Annotated in this window: 19 protein-coding genes; 11 read left to right on the forward strand and 8 right to left on the reverse strand. The window is 66.4% G+C overall.

Going from position 1 to position 18,899, the window contains the following annotated elements:
- Positions 1–1,365: 1,365 nt before the first annotated feature.
- The 3 genes from EDM04_RS17870 to EDM04_RS17880 all read left to right on the forward strand — a co-directional run bounded on the left by EDM04_RS17870 (position 1,366) and on the right by EDM04_RS17880 (position 3,722).
- Positions 1,366–1,752, forward strand: coding sequence for a hypothetical protein (locus EDM04_RS17870; protein WP_123624529.1), 387 nt, complete (start codon positions 1,366–1,368; stop codon positions 1,750–1,752).
- Between the two features lie 340 nt (positions 1,753–2,092).
- A complete protein-coding gene (locus EDM04_RS17875; RefSeq protein WP_123624531.1) occupies positions 2,093–2,752 on the forward strand; it encodes a hypothetical protein in 660 nt (219 codons plus the stop codon).
- Between the two features lie 25 nt (positions 2,753–2,777).
- A complete protein-coding gene (locus EDM04_RS17880; protein WP_123624533.1) occupies positions 2,778–3,722 on the forward strand; it encodes an A/G-specific adenine glycosylase in 945 nt (314 codons plus the stop codon).
- A gap of 1 nt (position 3,723) precedes the next feature.
- On the opposite strand, the gene EDM04_RS17885 is transcribed toward EDM04_RS17880, so the two are convergent.
- Positions 3,724–5,904, reverse strand: coding sequence for a cation-translocating P-type ATPase (locus EDM04_RS17885; protein WP_123624535.1), 2,181 nt, complete (start codon positions 5,902–5,904; stop codon positions 3,724–3,726).
- A gap of 359 nt (positions 5,905–6,263) precedes the next feature.
- Between EDM04_RS17885 and EDM04_RS17890 the strand changes: the two genes are divergently transcribed.
- The 3 genes from EDM04_RS17890 (at position 6,264) to EDM04_RS17900 (ending at position 8,165) form a co-directional block, all read left to right on the forward strand.
- Positions 6,264–6,662: a DUF5778 family protein gene (locus EDM04_RS17890; protein WP_123624537.1), complete on the forward strand. Its 399-nt coding sequence runs from the start codon at positions 6,264–6,266 to the stop codon at positions 6,660–6,662.
- 21 nt (positions 6,663–6,683) lie between these two features.
- Positions 6,684–7,331, forward strand: a complete 648-nt coding sequence (locus tag EDM04_RS17895; RefSeq protein WP_123624538.1) for an alpha/beta hydrolase — start codon at positions 6,684–6,686, stop codon at positions 7,329–7,331.
- Between the two features lie 123 nt (positions 7,332–7,454).
- Positions 7,455–8,165 carry a class I SAM-dependent methyltransferase gene (locus EDM04_RS17900; RefSeq protein ID WP_123624540.1) on the forward strand — a complete coding sequence of 237 codons (711 nt, stop codon included), beginning with the start codon at positions 7,455–7,457 and terminating at the stop codon, positions 8,163–8,165.
- Positions 8,166–8,246: 81 nt separating this feature from the next.
- Here the strand turns inward: EDM04_RS17900 and EDM04_RS17905 are convergent, their stop codons facing one another.
- Entirely contained in the window at positions 8,247–8,576 is a 330-nt protein-coding gene (locus EDM04_RS17905) for a transcription factor S (protein WP_123624542.1), read from the reverse strand.
- A gap of 137 nt (positions 8,577–8,713) precedes the next feature.
- On the opposite strand from EDM04_RS17905, the gene EDM04_RS17910 reads away from it, so the two are divergent.
- The 4 genes from EDM04_RS17910 (at position 8,714) to EDM04_RS17925 (ending at position 12,931) form a co-directional block, all read left to right on the forward strand.
- Positions 8,714–9,733: an aldo/keto reductase gene (locus tag EDM04_RS17910; RefSeq protein WP_123624544.1), complete on the forward strand. Its 1,020-nt coding sequence runs from the start codon at positions 8,714–8,716 to the stop codon at positions 9,731–9,733.
- Positions 9,734–9,796: 63 nt separating this feature from the next.
- Complete coding sequence (locus EDM04_RS17915) at positions 9,797–11,431, forward strand: lipopolysaccharide biosynthesis protein (RefSeq protein WP_123624546.1); 1,635 nt, start codon at positions 9,797–9,799, stop codon at positions 11,429–11,431.
- A 44-nt stretch (positions 11,432–11,475) separates the two neighbouring features.
- Positions 11,476–12,465, forward strand: coding sequence for a succinylglutamate desuccinylase/aspartoacylase family protein (locus EDM04_RS17920; RefSeq protein WP_241154960.1), 990 nt, complete (start codon positions 11,476–11,478; stop codon positions 12,463–12,465).
- A 109-nt stretch (positions 12,466–12,574) separates the two neighbouring features.
- The gene (locus tag EDM04_RS17925) at positions 12,575–12,931 is read left to right on the forward strand and encodes a four-helix bundle copper-binding protein (protein WP_123624548.1); all 357 of its coding nucleotides are present in this window, start codon (positions 12,575–12,577) and stop codon (positions 12,929–12,931) included.
- Between the two features lie 141 nt (positions 12,932–13,072).
- Here the strand turns inward: EDM04_RS17925 and EDM04_RS17930 are convergent, their stop codons facing one another.
- The 4 genes from EDM04_RS17930 to EDM04_RS17945 all read right to left on the reverse strand — a co-directional run bounded on the left by EDM04_RS17930 (position 13,073) and on the right by EDM04_RS17945 (position 17,075).
- Positions 13,073–13,450, reverse strand: a complete 378-nt coding sequence (locus EDM04_RS17930; RefSeq protein ID WP_123624551.1) for a DUF5811 family protein — start codon at positions 13,448–13,450, stop codon at positions 13,073–13,075.
- A gap of 102 nt (positions 13,451–13,552) precedes the next feature.
- Positions 13,553–14,710 (reverse strand): cobalamin-independent methionine synthase II family protein, encoded by a 1,158-nt coding sequence (locus EDM04_RS17935; RefSeq protein WP_123624553.1) that lies wholly within the window; start codon positions 14,708–14,710, stop codon positions 13,553–13,555.
- 69 nt (positions 14,711–14,779) lie between these two features.
- Positions 14,780–15,340 (reverse strand): pyruvoyl-dependent arginine decarboxylase, encoded by a 561-nt coding sequence (locus EDM04_RS17940; RefSeq protein WP_123624555.1) that lies wholly within the window; start codon positions 15,338–15,340, stop codon positions 14,780–14,782.
- 511 nt (positions 15,341–15,851) lie between these two features.
- Positions 15,852–17,075: a proteasome-activating nucleotidase gene (locus EDM04_RS17945; RefSeq protein WP_123624557.1), complete on the reverse strand. Its 1,224-nt coding sequence runs from the start codon at positions 17,073–17,075 to the stop codon at positions 15,852–15,854.
- Positions 17,076–17,325: 250 nt separating this feature from the next.
- Between EDM04_RS17945 and EDM04_RS17950 the strand changes: the two genes are divergently transcribed.
- Positions 17,326–17,886, forward strand: a complete 561-nt coding sequence (locus tag EDM04_RS17950; RefSeq protein WP_123624559.1) for a response regulator — start codon at positions 17,326–17,328, stop codon at positions 17,884–17,886.
- Between the two features lie 19 nt (positions 17,887–17,905).
- On the opposite strand, the gene EDM04_RS17955 is transcribed toward EDM04_RS17950, so the two are convergent.
- Positions 17,906–18,196: an amphi-Trp domain-containing protein gene (locus EDM04_RS17955; protein ID WP_123624561.1), complete on the reverse strand. Its 291-nt coding sequence runs from the start codon at positions 18,194–18,196 to the stop codon at positions 17,906–17,908.
- 137 nt (positions 18,197–18,333) lie between these two features.
- Positions 18,334–18,729 (reverse strand): hypothetical protein, encoded by a 396-nt coding sequence (locus EDM04_RS19190; RefSeq protein WP_123624563.1) that lies wholly within the window; start codon positions 18,727–18,729, stop codon positions 18,334–18,336.
- Positions 18,730–18,899 lie beyond the last annotated feature (170 nt).

Genomic DNA, 18,899 nt, shown 5'->3' on the forward strand with positions numbered 1-18,899 from the left:
ACTGTCGCGTCGGCGGCAGTGCGCCGCCGACAGCGACGGTCCATCCTGAAGATCACACTCACCAGCGCTTCGAAGACGCTCCATGACCAGTTCCATCTGATTCATCGCCATCAGACGAGATTACGCAGCTGTCGATGTGATCGACTGGTCCTTGTCGTGCACAGACTGGACTTCCTCATTCCTTCCGAAAGATGCCTCGATAAGCCGCCGCTATCTCGCGGTTTCTCGCTTAACTAAAGACAGATGCTCCTACGACTAACGGGGAGCGTGAGCCATACTCTTTTGCCTCGGAGTAGACGAACGACGAGATGAGGGCTTGTACGATGAGGAATATCGGGGTTCCAATACCGAATGCGGGCATGGAAACCGGTTTCTTCCGACTCTATAAGTACTTTCGGCGACAATTGATTGCCACCACTTGTCGAAGGGGTGAACGGTAATCACGTACACCTACTGAGCGGCTGTTTCAGTCCAAATAAGCTGAGGAGAACCCGCCTCGATGTGGGGAGTACCTTCGGTAACTACAGGGTAATACTCTATCAGCGCTTCAGTAGCACAGAAATGAGCATAAGCACCGCAAAGACGATTGTGAAGCCCATCACTCCGACTCCGAAAACGTAGTACGGGTTCGTGAAATCGGGACTGTTGAGGAACAGAAAGAGGCAAAAAATCGAACCCATCAGGACAATCACCGCAGACTGGATACTCGGATTATACCAGTCTTCAAGCGATTTCCGAACAGCCCCATACATATCAGAACAGTAACTCTAATACAGTATAGCGTTTGCGGTCGGTAGAAATCCAATACGTTCACCCGTTCTACTTTCCAGCTGGTTCACCACAGCACATCTGAGACGAACGTGGTACTCCCCACTCGATGAAGTGGGGCCACACGTATGAACCGCAGGTACCCGTCACAATTATGATGTGACGGTCGACATCGCTTGAATCCGAATACTCGTTTTACGATTGTCGTTTTCCGGTGTCCACAGACGGCATACGGGGCCGAATACCCAATTCTTTTATAAATAGCGTTGCTAATAGAGAGATAAGAAGCACGCAAAGTGGGCGTTTGCGGCAAAGGTAGCCGCTTTCAGGGCCGAAGGCCTCCTCGGTAAAGCAAGTCCTTGGTAAGGACGAGACCCCGAGTTCAAATCTCGGCCTAGGCTCTCTCTGGCTGTTACGTCCGTTACTCATCGGTTTCTTCGTCGGTGAAAGGCTGTTTCGGGAGTTCAACAGCGGAACCGGTTCCAGGGGTAGATGGAGTTCTACGGCGTTTTCGTGACAGAGTTCTAATGTTAGACTTTTTAAAATAGTTTTATCTGAGAATATTCTCTCTTATTTAGTCAATCTGGAACGATTTTGATGCTTCGAGAATGGTTTATCCGAAAAGGTTCGGCGGGAGATAAGGTCGTATCGGAGGGTTCGCCTAAGATCAGTGCTGATAAGCACGTGTTCTTTGATGTGTTTAAGAATCAGCGAAGAAGATATATTATCCAGTTAGTAGCCGAAAACGAAGAGATCGATATTGCTGACCTTGCTGAACAACTCACAATAGAGGAGACAGGCAATGAACCAGAGGGCGACAAGGAGGAGTATAAAAAACGCTATGTCTCTCTTTACCAGACTCACCTTCCAATGCTGAATGGTTCTGGACTTATAGATTACAGCGAGGAAGCCGGTGTCGTCGAGATACGAGAAGACGGAAGGCTGGCTAGTGATCTTTTAGAAATCATCGACCGCGGTTTCTAAACGATCTAGATATTTCAGTATATCACCGAATAGCTTCCTGGATATCCTTCTCGATTACCCGAGATCATTCTTCATTAGCGACAGTGATCGCTTCTTCAGCGATGTCGCTGCGATGTTCCGAGTGTTTCACGCATCTCTTCTGAACCAGGATCTCCTGCTCTTTCATCCCCCTGACTTCGAGTGAGTTTGAAGATTGCACGGATCAGGGATCAACTCCGAACGGCTCACATGAAGCCCCATCCGGGCCCTTCTCTCATATTTCCGATCGAACAGCTCGGCCGCAAGTTCCGTTCCGACAGTCGGCCGCAAGCCCGATACCCGTGGCTACCGACGCTCCCGTATGACCGCGACCTTCGCCGATCTCTTCGATCGGGCGGCCGAGTACGACGCGAACGCCGAAGCGGTGAGCGCGGCGCTGGCCGAACGCCGGTCGGCGTCTGAGTGCGACACCGACGATACCGCCGAGAACGACGCCCATGACCTCCCCCCCGCCGATCCCGAGCCGACCCCCGCCCGCGTCGTCGCCGACGCCGACGTCCTCGCGGCCGACCTCCTCGTCGGGGGGGCGGCCCGTGAGGCACTGGATCTCCTGCGCTCGCACGCGTGGACGACCCTCGTCGCCAGCGACCCGCTCCTCGACGACGCCGAGGCCGTGATCGCCGCGCTCGCGGACGACGAACTGGCGAGCGACTGGCACGACGCGGTCGAGGCGTGGCGCGAGCCGGCCCCACAGCCTCCGGGCGACCACCCGGCGCTGGCGTCGGCGTACCGCGGCGGCGCGATGCAGGTCGTGAGCCTCGACCCGACCCTCACGGGGGCGCAGGCCGCGGCCGGGCTTCAGGATCGGATGGCCGTGAGCGTCCGTGAGCCGCGCGCGTTCGCGACCGTGTTCTCGCCGGCGGGGCTGTACCCGGAGGCCGTCGGCGGCAAGTATCCGGGTCCCGACCGCGACCCGCGCTCGATGGAGCCGGTCGAATCCGGAGCGGACCAGCACCGATAAACCGCCGCCGGCCCGACCGACGGTAATGACCGACTCGGACGCGGCCGCCCCCCTCGACGACGGCGACGCCCCCGAGCTCCCGGCCGACCTCGGCGCGGTCCGCGAGGCGCTCGTCGACTGGTACGAGGCGGACCACCGCGAGTTCCCGTGGCGGCGCACCGAGGACCCCTACGAGATCCTCGTCAGCGAGGTGATGAGCCAGCAGACCCAGCTCGACCGGGTCGTCCCCGCGTGGGAGGACTTCGTCGAGAGGTGGCCGACGACCGCGGCGCTGGCCGCCGCCGACCGCGGCGACGTGGTCGCGTTCTGGTCCGACCACTCGCTCGGCTACAACAACCGCGCGAAGTACCTCCACGAGGCCGCCGGACAGGTCGAAGACGACTACGGCGGGGCGTTCCCCGAGACCCCCGAGGAGCTGCGGGAGCTGATGGGCGTCGGCCCCTACACCGCCAACGCGGTGGCGTCGTTCGCGTTCAACAACGGCGACGCCGTCGTCGACACCAACGTGAAGCGGGTGCTGCACCGCGCATTTGCGGTTCCCGACGACGACGCGGCGTTCGAGCGCGTCGCTTCGCGCGTGATGCCGGAGGGAGAGTCCCGCGTCTGGAACAACGCGATCATGGAACTCGGCGGCGTCGCCTGCGGGACCACCCCGCGCTGCGATGAGGCCGGCTGCCCGTGGCGCGAGTGGTGTCACGCCTACCAGACCGGTGACTTCACCGCGCCCGACGTGCCCGAGCAGCCCAGCTTCGAGGGGAGCCGCCGGCAGTTCCGGGGACGCGTGGTTCGACTCCTCGGCGAACACGATGAGATGGACCTAGACACGCTCGGTCATCGGATTCGAGTGGACTACACACCCGACGGTAAGCACGGGCGAGAGTGGCTGCGAGGTCTCCTTTCGGACCTTGCGGACGACGGACTCGTCCAGATTGAAGAGCGGAATGGTCAAACGACTGCACGACTCCGATAACTCACTCCCGATAGCCGAGTAACCGAAGCCCGTTCAACGAGACCAAAACCGTCGATCCCTCGTGACCGACTACTGCGAGCGGAAGCGGGATTCCTCGGAGGAGGATCGTGCCGACCATGAGTGCAATCGCGCCGAACGCGATGGCGAGATTGACTGTGAGTGTCCGACGAGTCCGCCGCCCCAGTCCGAGGACGTATGGTATCTTGCTGAGATCGTCGCCCATCAACACCACGTCAGCGGTTTCGAGCGCGACGTCGGTCCCTGCCCCGCCCATCGCAACGCCGAGGGTCGCCGTGGCGAGCGCCGGTGCGTCGTTGACACCGTCACCGACCATCGCTACGTTCTCGTAACGCTCGACCAAGTCCTCGATGGTCGCCACCTTTTCCTCCGGCAGCAGTTCGGCCTGTACTTCGTCGATGCCGACTTCGTCGGCGATTTGCCGTGCGACGCGCTCGTTGTCGCCCGTCAGCATCACGATGTGCTCAACCCCGAGTGAGCGGAGGTCGTTGATCATCTCGGCAGCGCCCGGTCGAACCGTATCAGTGAACGCGAGCCACCCCAACACGGTGACGCCGCCACCGTCCTCTCGGGCGACGAGGACGCTCGTTTTTCCCTCTGCCTCCAGTGTTTGGAGCCGGTTTACCCCTGGCTCGAGACCATCGATTGGTGCGCCTCCGAGGACGGTATCGAAGTAACTTCGATTCCCGATGTGAATGGTTCCGTCTTTCACGTCGGCTTGGACTCCTTTCCCGGCGACCGACTGAAACCGCTGTGCGCTGGGCACCTCCAGCGACTGCTCTTCGGCCGCCATCACGGTCGCACGAGCGAGATGATGCTCCGAACGGCCTTGCACTGCGGCTGCGAGTGAGAGCAAATTGTCGTTAGTCAGGGCACCGTCATCCACACCTTCACGAACGAAGACGTCGGTCAACTGCGTATCGCCTCTCGTGAGCGTGCCCGTCTTGTCGAACGCGACCGCGTCGATATTCGCTGCCGCCTCGACGTGTTCGCCACCCTTGAAGAGGACCCCCTGTCTACCGCCGGAGGCGATTGCCGACAGGACCGCCGCCGGCGTCGAGATGATGACCGCACACGGCGAGGCGGCGACCATGAGCGTCATCGCTCGATAGAACGTGCTGGTGAACTCGCTGCCGAGCGCGAGCGGAATCGCGATCGCTACGAGCGTGAGCCCGAACACGCCGAGGACGTACGGTTGTTCGAGGCGGTCGATGAGGCGCTGGGTGGGGGCCTTCTCGCTCTGGGCGCGTTCGACCATGTTGATAAGGCGGGTGATTGCCGATTCGTGAGCCTGTCGCGTGACCTCGATTTCGAGGCTCCCGCTCTCGTTGATCGTCCCGCCGAACACCTCGTCGCCGTGTTCCTTCGGGACGGGCACAGACTCGCCGGTGAGCGACGCTTGATCGACCGTCCCCTCACCGGACTTGACGACGCCGTCGAGTGGAATCCTATCGCCCGGTCGGACGACGAACACGTCACCGACGGCCACTCCGTCGATAGGGACTGTGACTTCTTCACCGTCGCGCAGGACTTGCGCTTCGTCCGGTCGCATCTCGACGAGGGATTTGATCGCCCGACGCGAGCGTCCGATCGCGTAATGCTGCAGCGTGTTCGATAACGAGAACAGAAAGAGAAGCATCGCGCCCTCGAACGGGGCCCCAATCGACAGCGCACCGAGCGCGGCGACGATCATTAAGAGGTCGATATCGACAGCGCGGTGGCGGAGCGTCTCGATTGCGCCTTTGAGTCCGTACCAACCGCCGAAGACGTATGCGACGCCGTAACCGGTCCACGACAGAAGTGCCGGTCCGTTGAGCCACCCCGTCGCCAAGCCGGTCACCATACCGACGAGAGTCAGGCCGACGAACACTGCCTCCTGTCTGAGTTCCGAGCGGGTGCTTCCGTCGTCGGTTGCCGTCTCAGAGCCCTCTTGGAGCGCGACGTTACGCTCACGGACCGCTTGTCTGAGCGCTTCCGCCGAAGTGACACTCTCGTCGTAGGTAATCCGGACGCCCCCCGTTCGGAACGAGACATCGACATCGTGGACACCAGACGTGTTTCGGAGATGTCGTTCCAGGGCTCGTCCACCTGCTTCGCCGCGACCGCCTCGCCGCTCGATCTGGACCGTACACGTCGATAGCGAGGATGGTTCAGTAACTGCCACGTGTTCTCTCTCTCTCAGGAGGTTCTCCTAGCAACGCCATTGTTGTGACGATCGCTCGTGCGGTTTGCCGACTTCCGTAACAGTCTCGAGGGCGATTCCGTCAGTAATCCACGACTGCAGTCGTGGGCTTGTCAGTGGACTCCCCTTCTGCCGTCGACTCGGCACACCCCCAGCAATCGAAACGCCTGCTGAACTGGACACCATTCCACAGGCCGTCGAGGAGCGCGCGACGGACGGGAGGTGCGCGGCGGCCGACGGAGCGAGCGAAACCGTCGTCTCCCTGCGGCGGTGAGTCCCGGAGCGTGGGAACGCGGCGGTGAACCGTCATTCGTTTATCAGGGGAGCCGGAATAGTCGACCATGAGCGAGACCGTCGACGCCGACCTCTACGCGCGGACGAAGGCCTTACTGGAGCCGGGCGACATCGAACTCCTCGGCTGTATCGTCCACACGACGCTCGGCGGGCAGGAGGACCTGGAGATGCACGAGCTCACGGTCGCGATCAACGAGGTCATCGCCGACCACGCCGGGAAGGGCGAGGCGTACATCGAGGCCGGAAACGACGACACGAACTTCTCGTCGAACCAGTTCCAGGGACTCACCCTCGACGACGAGGAGTTCGTCTGGGAGTGCCAGCAGCTCCTCCGCGACGGCACCTTCGACCTCGTCTTCTACTACGAGGCGAGCGTCGATCAGGAGGCGCTCGCAGGTGATCTGGCCGATCTCGACGACGTCGATCGCGTGACGCAGGTCCCCTGACGCGGCGGATTTCGACTTCCAGTGAGCGACACCGTCCTGATCCCCGGCGGCCGCGACGTGCGCGCCAGTCTCGACACCGCCGCGAGCGACGGCGGCGACGCGGCCGGTAACGGCTCCCGAGCCGACACCGTCGTCGTCGCCTGCCCGCCCCACCCCCAACAGCGCGGCCACCGCGGCGACGAGCGCCTGACTGCCGTCAGCGACGCCCTGACCGATCGGGGGATCGACTGCCTGCGCTTCGACTACGGCGACTGGGACGAGGGGTACGGCGAGAGCACGGACGCCGACAACGCGGTCGGCTGGGCGGTCGACCGCTACGAGCGCGTCGGGCTGTTCGGCTTCTCGTTCGGGGCCACGATCGCGCTCGTCACGGCCGCCTCGCGCCCCGGACTCGCCGGGGTCTGCGCGCTCGCGCCGACCGCGCGGCTGAGCCCCGACGTCGACGCGGTCGCGGCCCTCGACGACCTCGTCGATCTCGGCGTGGCGACCCGGATCCTGTACGCGACCCGCGACTCGACGGCCGACTGGGAGCCCGTGGTGGAGCGGGCGGAGGAACTCGGGATCGAAACGGAGGCGTTCGAGTCGGACCACTTCTTCGTGGGGCGGGCCGGTGACGTGGGGGAGGCGGTGGCGTCGTTTCTCGGGCCGCGGCTGCGTGACAGCTCATAAATAGCGGTCGGTCGGTGCCGCGCCGGCGACGGCGTCGTGTACAGTACCGGCCGGTGGCGTCGGTCGTCGGTGCGGTGGACGAACGGACAGCTATAAGTCCGACACGGACGACGGTTGTGACCCGTGGGAACACTCCGCAATGAGCTGAAGAAGCGGGTCGTCGACCTCGTCCCGGAGCGAGCGTATCCCGCGCTGAGGGGCGTACGCGCTTCGGTCTTCTACGAGCCGGAGCGCGTCAGGACCCCTCACGCAAGGGACTCCGTCCCGGAGACGCTCTCGGAGGAACACGTCCGAGACGCCGAGGTCGTCCCGTCTCGAGAGGAGATGCTGGAAGCGTTCCCGAAGGGGGGACGAGTCGCGGAGTTGGGGACGGACGAGGGGAAGTTCTCCGAGCAGATCCTCTCGATCACCGACCCCGACGAACTGTATCTGATCGACGTCTGGGAGTCGAACGAGTACAGCGACCGGAGCGTGGAGGAGGTGGAGACCCGACACGCGGACCGGATCGCGGACGGAACCGTGGAAATCCTGGCGGAGCGACCGGACGTCGCGCTCGAACGCTTCGAAGACGACTCCTTCGACTGGGTGTACGTCGACACCACCCACACGTACGAGCAGACGCTGAGAGAGCTGGAGGTCTGCCGGCGGAAAGTGAAGTCCGACGGCGTCATCGCCGGACACGACTACTGTCTCGGTGACGTCCCCAACGGGCAGTGGTACGGCGTCATCGCCGCGGTCCACGAGTTCTGTACGGAGTACGAGATGAAGCTGACGTATCTGTCGCTCGAAACGCACGGCCACAGCAGTTTCGCGATAGAACGGATCGATCCGTAGACCGGTCCGAGTATCGGCCTTCCAAGGACGTTGTCGGTCCGTCGGACGCCGGCGCGGGGGCCGTCCAGAACGAGGTGGGTCTCAGTTATACCCCCTCCACCGGCGACCGCACTCCTTGCACTTGAAAAAGCGCGTCGGGGGCTCGTCGGCGGCGCCGGTCTGTTTGATCGTGTACCACGCCTCGCCGTGGCCGCAATCGTCGCAGACGACGTCGTTCGCGGTCGGCTTCCCCTCGAAGTTCGCGCCCTCCTCCGTCTCGATCACCTCGTCGCCGGTCTGCTCGGTCGTCGACTCGTACTCGGCCGCGAGCCCCTCGTCGCGCTCGGCGGTGCCGCCGCAGTCGTCGTTCTGACACACCATCTCGCCGTCGCGAGAGACCATCATCGAGCCGCAGTCGTCACAGAACTGCATATACATCTGGATACGGCGTCGAGCCGTTTAGCTCCCCTGACTGCGGGTCAGCGGGACGCGGCGAGCGCGCCGCGAGGACGTTCCCGGTTCCGCCTCCGGAACGCCCTTGCGTTCGCCCCGATCAGTGGAGAGTGAACATGAACCATCGAACGCTCGGGAACGTCGGCGCGGTCAGCGAGGTCGGCTACGGCTCGTGGCAGATCGGGAGCGACTGGGGCGACGTGAGCGAGTCCGAGGCGCTCGACGCGGTCGAGACCGCCCGCGACGCCGGGATCGACTTCTTCGACACCGCGGACGTGTACGGCGACGGGCTCTCCGAGCGGATCCTCGGCGACGTGCTCGAAGCCGACATCGCGAGCGACGACGTGACGGTGGCGACGAAGGCCGGCCGGCGACTCGATCCCCACGTGGCCGAGGAGTACGACGAGGCGAACCTCCGCCGGTTCGTGAACCGGTCGCGGGAGAACCTCGGCGTGGAGACGCTGGACCTGGTCCAGCTTCACTGCCCGCCGACGGACGCCTACTACCGGCCGGAGACGTTCGACGCGCTCGAAACGCTCGCCGACGAGGGACGAATCGCGAACTACGGCGTCAGCGTCGAGCGCGTCGAGGAGGGGCTGAAGGCGATCGAGTACCCCGGCGTCGAGTCGGTCCAGATCGTCTTCAACCCCTTCCGCCAGCGCCCCGCCGAGCTGTTCCTCGACGAGGCCGCCGCCCGCGACGTGGGCGTGATCTGCCGGGTCCCGCTCGCCTCCGGGCTGCTCACCGGCGCGCTCTCGCGGGACACCGAGTTCGCGGAGGACGACCACCGCAACTACAACCGCGAGGGCGACGCGTTCGACGTGGGCGAGACGTTCGCCGGCGTCCCCTACGAGGTCGGGCTCGACGCCGCCGACGCGCTCGCAGAGCGGGTCGACGCCGTCGCCGACGATCCGACCGACGCGACCGGCGACGACCTCTCGCTCCCGCAGCTCTCGCTGCGCTGGATCCTCGATCACGACGCCGTCTCGACGGTCATTCCGGGCTCGACGACCCCGGCGCACGTCCGGGCGAACGCGGACGTCAGCGACCTCGCGCCCCTCGACGAGGCCGACCGTGAGGCCGTCGACGACGTGTACGACGAGTTCGTCCGCGAGCACGTCCACCAGCGCTGGTAACAGAGTCGACCGGCGAGAGAACGAGTCGCTTTTCTCCCGAGCCGAATCACGTCGATTCGAGCCGTGAACGACGGACTCGGAGCCGGTAGCGACGCGCCAGACGGTCCCGCGAGCGACGCCGACGCTGATGCCGCCGACCCCGCGAAAAACGCTGACGCCGCCGATACCACCGGCGACGCCGACGCCGTCCCCGACGACGAGCGCGAGGCGCTCCTGACGATCGCGGGCGGGGCGGTGATCACCGCCGGCGGCGTCTCCGGCCAGCGCGCGCTCACGGCCGCGACCGAGTTCTTCCTCGCGAGGGGGCTCGGCCCGGCCGCCTACGGCGTGTACGCGCTGGCGTGGCGGATCGCGCAGCTGTGCTCGCGGCTCGTCACGTTCGGGAGCGTCCCGGCGCTCCAGCGCTACCTCCCCGAGTACGCGGACGACCCCGACAGACAGGGGGTCGTCGCCGGGCTCGCGTACGCCACCACGCTCGGGTTCGGGGCCGCCATCGCCGCCGGGATCTGGCTGGCCGCGCCGCGGATCGACGCGCTCACCGTCGAGGACGCCTCGTTCCCCCCGACGATGCGCGCGTTCGGATTTCTCGTCGGGCTGCTCGGGGTCGTGATGGTCGCGTCCGCGGTGTTCCGCGCGGTCGGCTCCGCCCGCGGCGAGATCGCCTTCAACAAGCTCCTGCGCCCGGGCGTCCGACTCGTGGGCGCGCTGGCGGCGCTGGCGCTCGGCTACTCGGTCGTCGGCGTCGCCGGCGGCATCGTCGTCGCCACCGCGCTGCTCGCGGCCGTCGCCGCGCCGCTCTCCGCGCGGGTCACCGGAATCGTCCCGTCGCTTCGAGGGGTCCTGCGGGAGGCGGGGCGCTTTTATAACCACGCGGCGCCGGTGGCGATGAGCAGCCTCGGGAAGGTGTTCCAGAACCGCGTCGACGTGCTGCTCGTGGGGGCGCTGCTGACGGCGACCGCCGCCGGGGTGTACAACGTCGTCCTCGTACTGATCGCGATCGCGTGGATCCCCCTCATGGCGTTCAACCAACTGCTGCCGCCGGTCGCCTCCGAGCTGTACGCGGACGGGCGGACCGAGACGCTCAACGCGGTGTACGGGTCGGTGACGCGCCAGATCGTCACGACGGTGGTCCCGATTCTCGCCGTGCTCGCGGTGTTCGGCCGGGAGCTGCTCGGGCTGTTCGGGGAGCCGTACGTCGCCGGGTACGTCCCCCTCGTCGTCTACCTCGTCGGCGTGTTCGTCGGCAGCGCGGTTGGCGCGACGGGCTGGCTCCTGATGATGACCGATCACCAGTACGCCCGGATGGCGCTCGACTGGCTGCTCGCCGCCCTCAACGTCGCCCTGACATACGCGTTCGTGGTCCGGTACGGGCTCGTCGGCGCCGCGCTCGGTACCTCGCTGGCGATCGCGGTGCAGAACGGGATTCAGGTCGTCCTGCTGCGTCGCTTCGAGGGGCTGTGGCCGTTCGACCGCACCTACCTCACCCCGCTGGCGGCCGGCGGCGTGACCCTCGTCGCGATGCGGGCGATCCGGGCGGTCGTCCCCGGTCTGGCCGCCGTGGTCGTCGGCGCCGCGGGCGGGCTCGCGGTCTACGCGGGCGCGCTGCGGGTCCTCGGCGTGGACCCCCGGGACCGGCTCGTCGCGCGGGAGCTGGCGGCGCGGTACCGCGCGCGCCTCGCGGAGCGGCTCCGCCGGTAGTCACGAGCGGCGACACTTTATCCGGACCGCCCCGTAGTGGAGGTATGGAAACGATCGATCGCGTGTCGGCGGGCTCGGCCCGCGTCGCGATCGTCGGCGGGATCCACGGGGACGAGCCCGCCGGCGAGCGGATCGTGAGGCGACTCGCCGACGAGCTCGACGCGGCGGAAGACGGGTCCGGAAACGACGTCGAGTTCGGTGACGACGAAGGGTCCGGCGACGAGGAGTCCGGCGACGAGGAGTCCGGCGAGGGGATCGTTCGACTGATCATCGCCAACGAGCGGGCGCTGGCGGCGAAGGCCCGGTACACGGACACCGACCTGAACCGCGCGTTCCCGGGCGACGCCGACAGCGACGAGTACGAGCGGGCCCTCGCGCCGCGGCTCGCGGCCGAGCTGGAGGGGATGGACGCGGTGCTCGCGCTCCACACCTCCCGCAGCGCGCCGCCGCCGTTCGCGATCCACAGCGGCCTCACGCCGTCGGTCCGCCGGACCGTGACGGCGATGCCCGTGGACTACGTCGTCGACGCCAGCGGGCTTCGCGGGACGACGCTGGACTCCACGGTCCCGCACACCGTCTCGATCGAGGTCGGCCGACAGGGGAGCGAGGAGGCCGTCGAGTTCGGCTACGAGGCGTGTCTGGCGTTCCTCCGGGCGCACGGGGCGATCGACGACGAGCCGCCGACGTTCACCGAGGCGACGGTCGTCGCCGGCGACGAGGAGGTACCGAAGGGGGGCGGCGAGCCCCACGTGCACTACGCGAACTTCGAGGAGATCCCTCGGGGGGCGGTGTTCGCCGAGGACGACGTGTACACCCACCGCGTCGAGGAGGAAGGCGTGGTCCCGATCTTAGCGAGCGAGCACGGCTACGAGGAGATATTCGGGATCTACGGGCGAGTGACGGGGACGCTGGAGCCGCCGGCGTCGGCGAGCGAAACGGCGGCGGGAAGCGGGGGAGGCGGAGAGGCCGGAGTCGAAGGGGGCGGCACGGCTGAAGAAGCGGACGCGACGGCCGAAGAAGTCGAGACGGAGTAGGTCGAATCGACGACGCGTTCGAACGAACGCGGTGACGCTCAAAAGGGAATCACTGCCTTGCAGTGGCAGGCACGTCGTTTACGTCGGTTCTGGACGTTCTTCCAACCGTATGTCCCTTTCAGAAACCGCCTCGAAGGTCGACAGCCTGAGCGACGAGCAGCGCGACTGCCTCGAGAACTGCAACGAGGCCGCGACGGTCTGTGAGTGGTGCGCCGACGAGTGCCTCGGCGACGCGGACATGGAGGAGTGCGCCCGGCTCTGTCGAGACGTCGCCGACCTCGCGTCCTTGCACGCGCGCCTGATGGCCCGAGGATCGAACTACAGCTCCCAGCTCGCGCGGGCCTGCGCCGACGCCTGCGAGGAGTGCGCCGACGAGTGCGAGCGCCACGACGCCGACCACTGTCAGGCCTGCGCCGAGGTCCTCCGTAAGTGCGCCGACTCCTGCCGGAGCATGGCCGACAGCTAGGCGGCGATCGGAACCCAGTGCCCGTCGCTTTCGATACCGCCCGACCGACGAACTCCCGGCGCCGGATCGCGGACGGACCGCTATCGAGCTATGACTCCGAGATACCGGCAGTTCGAGCGGCCTGCGACCGCGCCGGCGAGGTCACTTCGCGGTCGGGGTCACGTCGCCGACCGCGTCCATCACCTGCATCGCGGCGCTGGCGGCCAGCCCGCGGGCGACCTCGTCGGTGTCGGCGTCGGCGATGCCGGCCTCGAGCTCGTCGGGGTCCGGCGTGAACCCGGCCGAGACCGGGTGGCCCGCGGGCGGGTTGACGGCGACGGTCGCCTGCGGCCCCTCCGCGCCGACCGACAGCTCGGAGCCGACGGCGTAGCTGTCCGGGAGATACGACTCGGTTCGCGAGACGATTCCGGCGACCGCGCGCCGGAGGCGCCGTTCTTGGTCCGGAGAGAGGTCGACGGCCGCGGGCTCGCCCGCGTTCGTCACACCCGGTGCCCCGGCGTACGGGTTGTTGCCGTTCATCGAAGACACGTTTGATACGCGGAGACGGTTCAAAAAGGCGTCGGCGGGGGCGATCCGGTCGGCGTTCCGATTCGACCGCGACGAGCGCTCCGTCCCGCCCGCTCAGCCGTAGATCCGCTCGGTCGCGATCGCGGCGCCCTCGCCTAAGGCCTCCAGCTTCGCCCACGCGATCTCGGGGTCGACCATGCCGAGGCCGGCCTGCGTGCCGAACCCGCAGTCGGGGGCGGCGACGAGCGGCGTCCCGTCGGCGACCGCGTCGGCGACGCGCTCCAGCCGGTCCGCGATCGTCTCGGGGTGGTCGATGACGTTCGTCTTCACGTCGACGACGCCCGGGATCAGCGTCCAGCCGTCGGGGACGGGGTGCTCGGCGAAGGCGCGGTACTCGTGCTGGTGGCGGGGGTTCGCCTGCTCGACGCTGAGCCCGGAGATGTCGGCCTCGTAGATCTCCGGGAGCATCTCCGCCAGATCCGTGTCGAGGTGGTGCGGGCCCTCGTAGCTCCCCCAGCAGGTGTGGAGGCGGACCTGCTCGGCGGGGATCCCGGAGAGCGCCTCGTTGAGCGCCCGCACGTGGAGCCGCGTGGCCCCCTTGACCTCGTCGAGGGGCTCGTCGGCGTACGCCGCAGTGTGTCCGATCGTGAGCAGTTCGGGCGCGTCGATCTGGAGCGTGAAGCCGGCGTCAGCGACGATCTCGTACTCCTCGGCCATCGCGTCGGCGACGGCGAAGAGGTACTCCTCGTAGTCGCCGTAGTGGTCGTCGGCGTGGGTCGCGGTGACGACGCTCGGCGACGCCGCGGTGACGAACTCCTCCTCGAAGTCGGCGTCGGTCGCGTCGAGCGCGTCGCGGAACGCCGCCAGCTCGGCCTCGGCCTCCTCGCGGCCGGTGTACTCGACCGGACCGGTCACGACGGGGTGCCGTGAGAGGTCGATCACGTCGGTCTTGAACGTCTCCTCGGCGTAGTCGGGGAACTCCTGGAGGTCCGCCCACAGCTCCTGCTCGCGCGTCCCCTCGATGCCGCTGAGCCGGTCCGCGACGTACCAGTTGAAGGAGACGCGGGACTGCTCGCCGTTGTTGGCGACGTCGACGCCCGCCTCCGCCTGCCGCTCGACCACGTCGCGCGTGGCGTCCTCGACGGCCGCGTCCCACTCGTCGTCGTCGACGGTCTCGCCCTCCTGACGCCGCGTGAGGAGGTCGAGCACCTCCGGCGACCGGGGGAGGCTGCCGATGTGCGTCGTCCGGATTCGATCGTCGTTCGTCGTCATGTATACCCGTCGTGGCTCCTCGCGCGGCCTAAAGCTCGCGGAACCCGCAAGCTCGTTCGGCGCCGCCCGCTACTCCTCAGACGGCGAGAAGACCGGCTCCGACTCGCCGTACGCGGCGATGACGACCGCGGTCGTGAATCGGTCGGGCTCCGCGGCCGCCGACTCGATCCGGACCTCGCGGTCCGGCAGGTCCCAGTCGCGCAGGTCGCCGCCCGCGTCGAGCCCCGCCTCGATCCGGTCGCGCACGTCGTCGGGGTCCTCGCCGGTGACCTCGTAGAAGAGGCCGGGGCCCGGGCCGGTGGCCCAGCCGAGCCCGGCGGCCACGTCGGGACGGCGGCGCGGCGCGCGCTTCGCGTCGGCGTCCTCGGCGCCGGCGCGGCCGCCCTCGCGGAAGTCGACCGCGTCGCCCGGCCCCACGGTCCGCCGCGCCTCGACGACCGTGAGGCGGTTGCCGGCGGGACCCAGATCCGGCGCCTCGGCCACCGACTCGACGGTCGCCTCCGCGGGGACGACCGAGGAGACCGCGACGAGGTTGTAGTTGTGGAGGTTCGCGTCCGCGAGCGCGGCGTCGTAGGAGGCCATCGCCGTGTCGGCGACGCCGACGCCGCCGGCGACGTGGATGGTGTTCATCGGCGGGAAGTCGGCGGTGCGGAAGGTAAGGGGTTACGAAGCGGAGCGCTGCCGGCAGTGACACGGAACCAGAAGTGAGCGCGGTGGCGCGTGCCTTCGAGCGTGCCGCCGAAGGCGGCCGCGAGGAGCACGCGCGAGGGAGTCGCTGGCGGCCGAGCGAAGCGAAGGCCACCAGCGACGAGGCTGGGGAGGCGTGAGGCTGCGGTTGCTGTGCGGGGCGGGACTCAAAGGGGCAGTCGCCGGCGGCGTTGCCGCCGGCTGCCAGAGGCGCGAAGCGCCTCGCTGCCGCGAGGACGAAGACGGGCGACGCCAAGGACCGCAAGAGCGAACGAAGTGAGCGACGAGGACCGCAGCGAGCCCATCGAGTCCTCGCGGCTGGGGCTTTGGAGGTCTTCACTGCCGATCTGCAGTCAACGGCTTATAAGCGAGCGACTGGGGCTTTGGAGGTCTTCGTCACCCATCCACCGCCAGAAACTCCGTAGAACCCGAAACCGACCGCTGCTCAGAACGCCTAGTACTGGTAGTTGATGACCTGCTCTTCGGTCTGCTCCGCGTCCTGCAGCTTCTCGCGCGCCGCCTCGAAGTCCTCCTGCGTTACCTCGGTGCGACCGTCGCGGATCGCGAACATCCCGGCCTCGGTCGCCAGCGAGGCGATGTCGGCGCCGCTGTACCCCTCCAGCTCGCGGGCGACCGCGCCCACGTCGGTGCCCTCGGCGACGTTCATGTCTTGCGTGTGGATCTCCAGGATGCGCTCGCGGCCCTCCGGTCCGGGCTCGGGTACCTCGATGAGCCGGTCGAAGCGACCGGGGCGTAAGATCGCCTCGTCGAGCATGTCGAAGCGGTTGGTGGCGGCCATGATCCGGACCTCGCCGCGGTCGTCGAAGCCGTCCATCTCGGAGAGCAACTGCATCATCGTGCGCTGGACCTCGGCGTCGCCCGAGGTCTTCGAGTCGGTGCGTTTGGCGGCGACGGCGTCGATCTCGTCGATGAAGATGACGGCGGGCTCGCGCTCGGCGGCGAGCTCGAACAGATCCCGGACGAGCCGGGCGCCCTCGCCGATGAACTTCCGGACGAGCTCGGAGCCGGCCATCTTGATGAACGTCGCGTCGGACTCGTTGGCGACCGCCTTCGCGAGCATCGTCTTCCCGGTCCCCGGCGGGCCGTGGAGGAGGACGCCGCTCGGCGGCTCGACGCCGACCCTCTCGAACTGCTCGGGGTCCTCGAGGGGGTCCTCGACGGCCTCGCGGACCTCGCGGATCTGGTCGTCGATGCCGCCGATGTCGTCGTAGGTGACGTCGGGCGACTCGGTGACCTCCATCGCCTGCGCCCGGGAGTCGGTCTCGTCGTCGAGCACCTGCTGGACCGCGAAGGAGTCGTTGATCGCGACGCGGTCGCCCGGCCGGAGGTCGGACTCGAGGGTCGTGGACGCCTGCGTCAGCACCTCCTGATTGTTCCCGTGCTGCTTGATGACGACGCCGTCGCCCGTGATCTCCTCGACGGAGGCGATGTACAGCGAGGAGGTCTTCAGCACCTCGTTCTCGCGTTTCAGCTCGTCGACGTCCGCCTTCAGCTCGCCGCGGCGGTCCTGCGCGTCGTCGAGCCGGTCTTCGAGCTCGTCGTTGACCTGCAGTATCCGCCGGTAGTGCTGGCGGATCGCCTCGAGCCGCTCCGTCTCGCTCATCTCCGGATCGAGCTCCAGACGGGGGCGGTCGGGCAGTGAGGGGCTATGAGACATTCGTTGTCCGGGTTAGGAAGCGCGCGTAAATGTGCCTTTGGGTCACGGCGGTCTCCTGATCCGACCGCCACGGTCGGATTCTTGACGACCGCGCGAGATCCCGTGCAACCCCGAATATCGCCGCTGATACTCGCGAGTCAACGTTTTAATCGGTCACCCGAGTAGCTCGCGTTATGAGCCCAGGAACAGCGGTCGGTCTCGCCGGTTCGGGAGTTTCAGCGGGCGATCAGCGGACCGCGATCCCCCGACAATGAGCGACGTCGAGACGCGCCCCACCGTTCTGGCGGTCGACGACGAGCCCGACCTCGCCGAGCTGTACCGCGTGTACCTGGACGCGGCCTACGAGGTCCGGATCGCCACCGGCGGCGAGGAGGCCCTCTCGCTGATGGACGAGTCGGTCGAGGTGGTCCTCCTCGACCGGCGGATGCCCGACATGTCGGGCCACGACGTGCTGGAGGCGATCCGCGGGGAGGGGTACGACGCGCGGATCGCGATGCTGACCGCGGTCGAGCCCGACGTCGACATCGTCGACATGCCGTTCGACGACTACAAGACGAAGCCCGTCACGAGGGAGGACCTGCTCTCGCTCGTGGAGGTGCTGCTCCACCGCGCGGAGTTCGACGAGCACAGCCAGGAGTTCTTCGCGCTGGCGTCGAAGAAGGCCGCGCTGGAGGCCGCCGACGAGACGAGTACCGACGAGTACGAGGAGCTGATCGAGCGGATGGATGAGGTCCGGGACCGCGTAGACGACACCCTCGATCACCTCTCCGCCCGCGACGCGTTCGTCGAGGTCCCCGGGAACGTTCCGTAGCGACCGACACTTCAGCGTCCTACTCGATCTCTAACTCCCCGTCCCCGTCGCCGCCCTCATCCCCGCTCTCCTCGTCCCACTCCAACTCGAACTCGACGCTGAGTTCGCCGGGGCCGTCGACCGGTCCCTCGCGTTCGGCCTTCACCTCGAACGTCGGCCGCGCCGGCGGTTCCATCGTCAGCGACTCCTCGCCCCGTTTCAGCGTGATCGCGCTGCCGGACTCCAGCGAGTCCGCGACGGTCCGCAGGTACGCGGCGATCTCGTCGCGGCTCCGACGGCTCTCCGACTCGAAGAGGATTTCCTCGGGCATGGGCACGGATACGTTCGAGGAGGACATAAATCCCTAAGAGAGGTTGAGCTGTGTCAAACGGGATGTCCGCGTCGTCGTTGCGGGTGAGGAACCCTCCGGGTGTGGTGAGATCGTCTTCTGCAGAGATACCGGCGGTCTCAGAGGTTTGTCTGTCGCTCTTCTTCGAGTCGCTGGCATCCGATGACCAACGAATCGGGGATGGCTGACGCGGACGAGTGCAGGGCTTCGAACACGACGGCGACTTCGTCGAATCGCCGTCCGCGAGAGGCGACGAGTGGATCTCTCTCCCACTCCACGAACTCCATCTCATTCAGCTTCGGAAGGTGGTTGTGAATCAGTTCCAGTCGGAGCACTTCCGGGTCGCAGGGAACGTTCGGATTTACTGCGCCTTCTGGTAACGGAACGGATTCCCCCGGTCGACGATCCAAGAGCGAAACGATGAGTTGACGACGCGGCTCGGCGGAAACCGCCTCGAAGACCGAGTCCCACCGTTCTATGATCTGTCTTCCATTCGCGAATCGCTGCTGTACCATCAGTAGTATGATTTTCCGCTCTTACGGAGAATCAAGGAGAAAGCCTCGCGCTTCAGCGCGGGGATGAATCCGACAATTCTCTCCAGCAACCACGAACTTCTGGTCGGGTGTTTTAACTGAGTGATCGTTGTATTAATAGTTATCCGAGGCGGTCTATCCGCCCACTTAAT

The sequence above is a fragment of the Halorubrum sp. CSM-61 genome, from assembly GCF_003781945.1.
Taxonomy (GTDB): Archaea; Halobacteriota; Halobacteria; order Halobacteriales; family Haloferacaceae; genus Halorubrum.

Coding starts and splice junctions, on each gene's coding strand:
- EDM04_RS17945 (WP_123624557.1), bottom strand. CDS start 17,075: ATGTCTCATAGCCCCTCACTGCCCGACCGCCCCCGTCTGGAGCTCGAT.
- EDM04_RS17925 (WP_123624548.1), top strand. CDS start 12,575: ATGTCCCTTTCAGAAACCGCCTCGAAGGTCGACAGCCTGAGCGACGAG.
- EDM04_RS17950 (WP_123624559.1), top strand. CDS start 17,326: ATGAGCGACGTCGAGACGCGCCCCACCGTTCTGGCGGTCGACGACGAG.
- EDM04_RS17940 (WP_123624555.1), bottom strand. CDS start 15,340: ATGAACACCATCCACGTCGCCGGCGGCGTCGGCGTCGCCGACACGGCG.
- EDM04_RS17930 (WP_123624551.1), bottom strand. CDS start 13,450: ATGAACGGCAACAACCCGTACGCCGGGGCACCGGGTGTGACGAACGCG.
- EDM04_RS17890 (WP_123624537.1), top strand. CDS start 6,264: ATGAGCGAGACCGTCGACGCCGACCTCTACGCGCGGACGAAGGCCTTA.
- EDM04_RS17920 (WP_241154960.1), top strand. CDS start 11,476: ATGGAAACGATCGATCGCGTGTCGGCGGGCTCGGCCCGCGTCGCGATC.
- EDM04_RS17870 (WP_123624529.1), top strand. CDS start 1,366: ATGCTTCGAGAATGGTTTATCCGAAAAGGTTCGGCGGGAGATAAGGTC.
- EDM04_RS17905 (WP_123624542.1), bottom strand. CDS start 8,576: ATGCAGTTCTGTGACGACTGCGGCTCGATGATGGTCTCTCGCGACGGC.
- EDM04_RS17955 (WP_123624561.1), bottom strand. CDS start 18,196: ATGCCCGAGGAAATCCTCTTCGAGTCGGAGAGCCGTCGGAGCCGCGAC.
- EDM04_RS17875 (WP_123624531.1), top strand. CDS start 2,093: ATGACCGCGACCTTCGCCGATCTCTTCGATCGGGCGGCCGAGTACGAC.
- EDM04_RS17910 (WP_123624544.1), top strand. CDS start 8,714: ATGAACCATCGAACGCTCGGGAACGTCGGCGCGGTCAGCGAGGTCGGC.
- EDM04_RS19190 (WP_123624563.1), bottom strand. CDS start 18,729: ATGGTACAGCAGCGATTCGCGAATGGAAGACAGATCATAGAACGGTGG.
- EDM04_RS17880 (WP_123624533.1), top strand. CDS start 2,778: ATGACCGACTCGGACGCGGCCGCCCCCCTCGACGACGGCGACGCCCCC.
- EDM04_RS17935 (WP_123624553.1), bottom strand. CDS start 14,710: ATGACGACGAACGACGATCGAATCCGGACGACGCACATCGGCAGCCTC.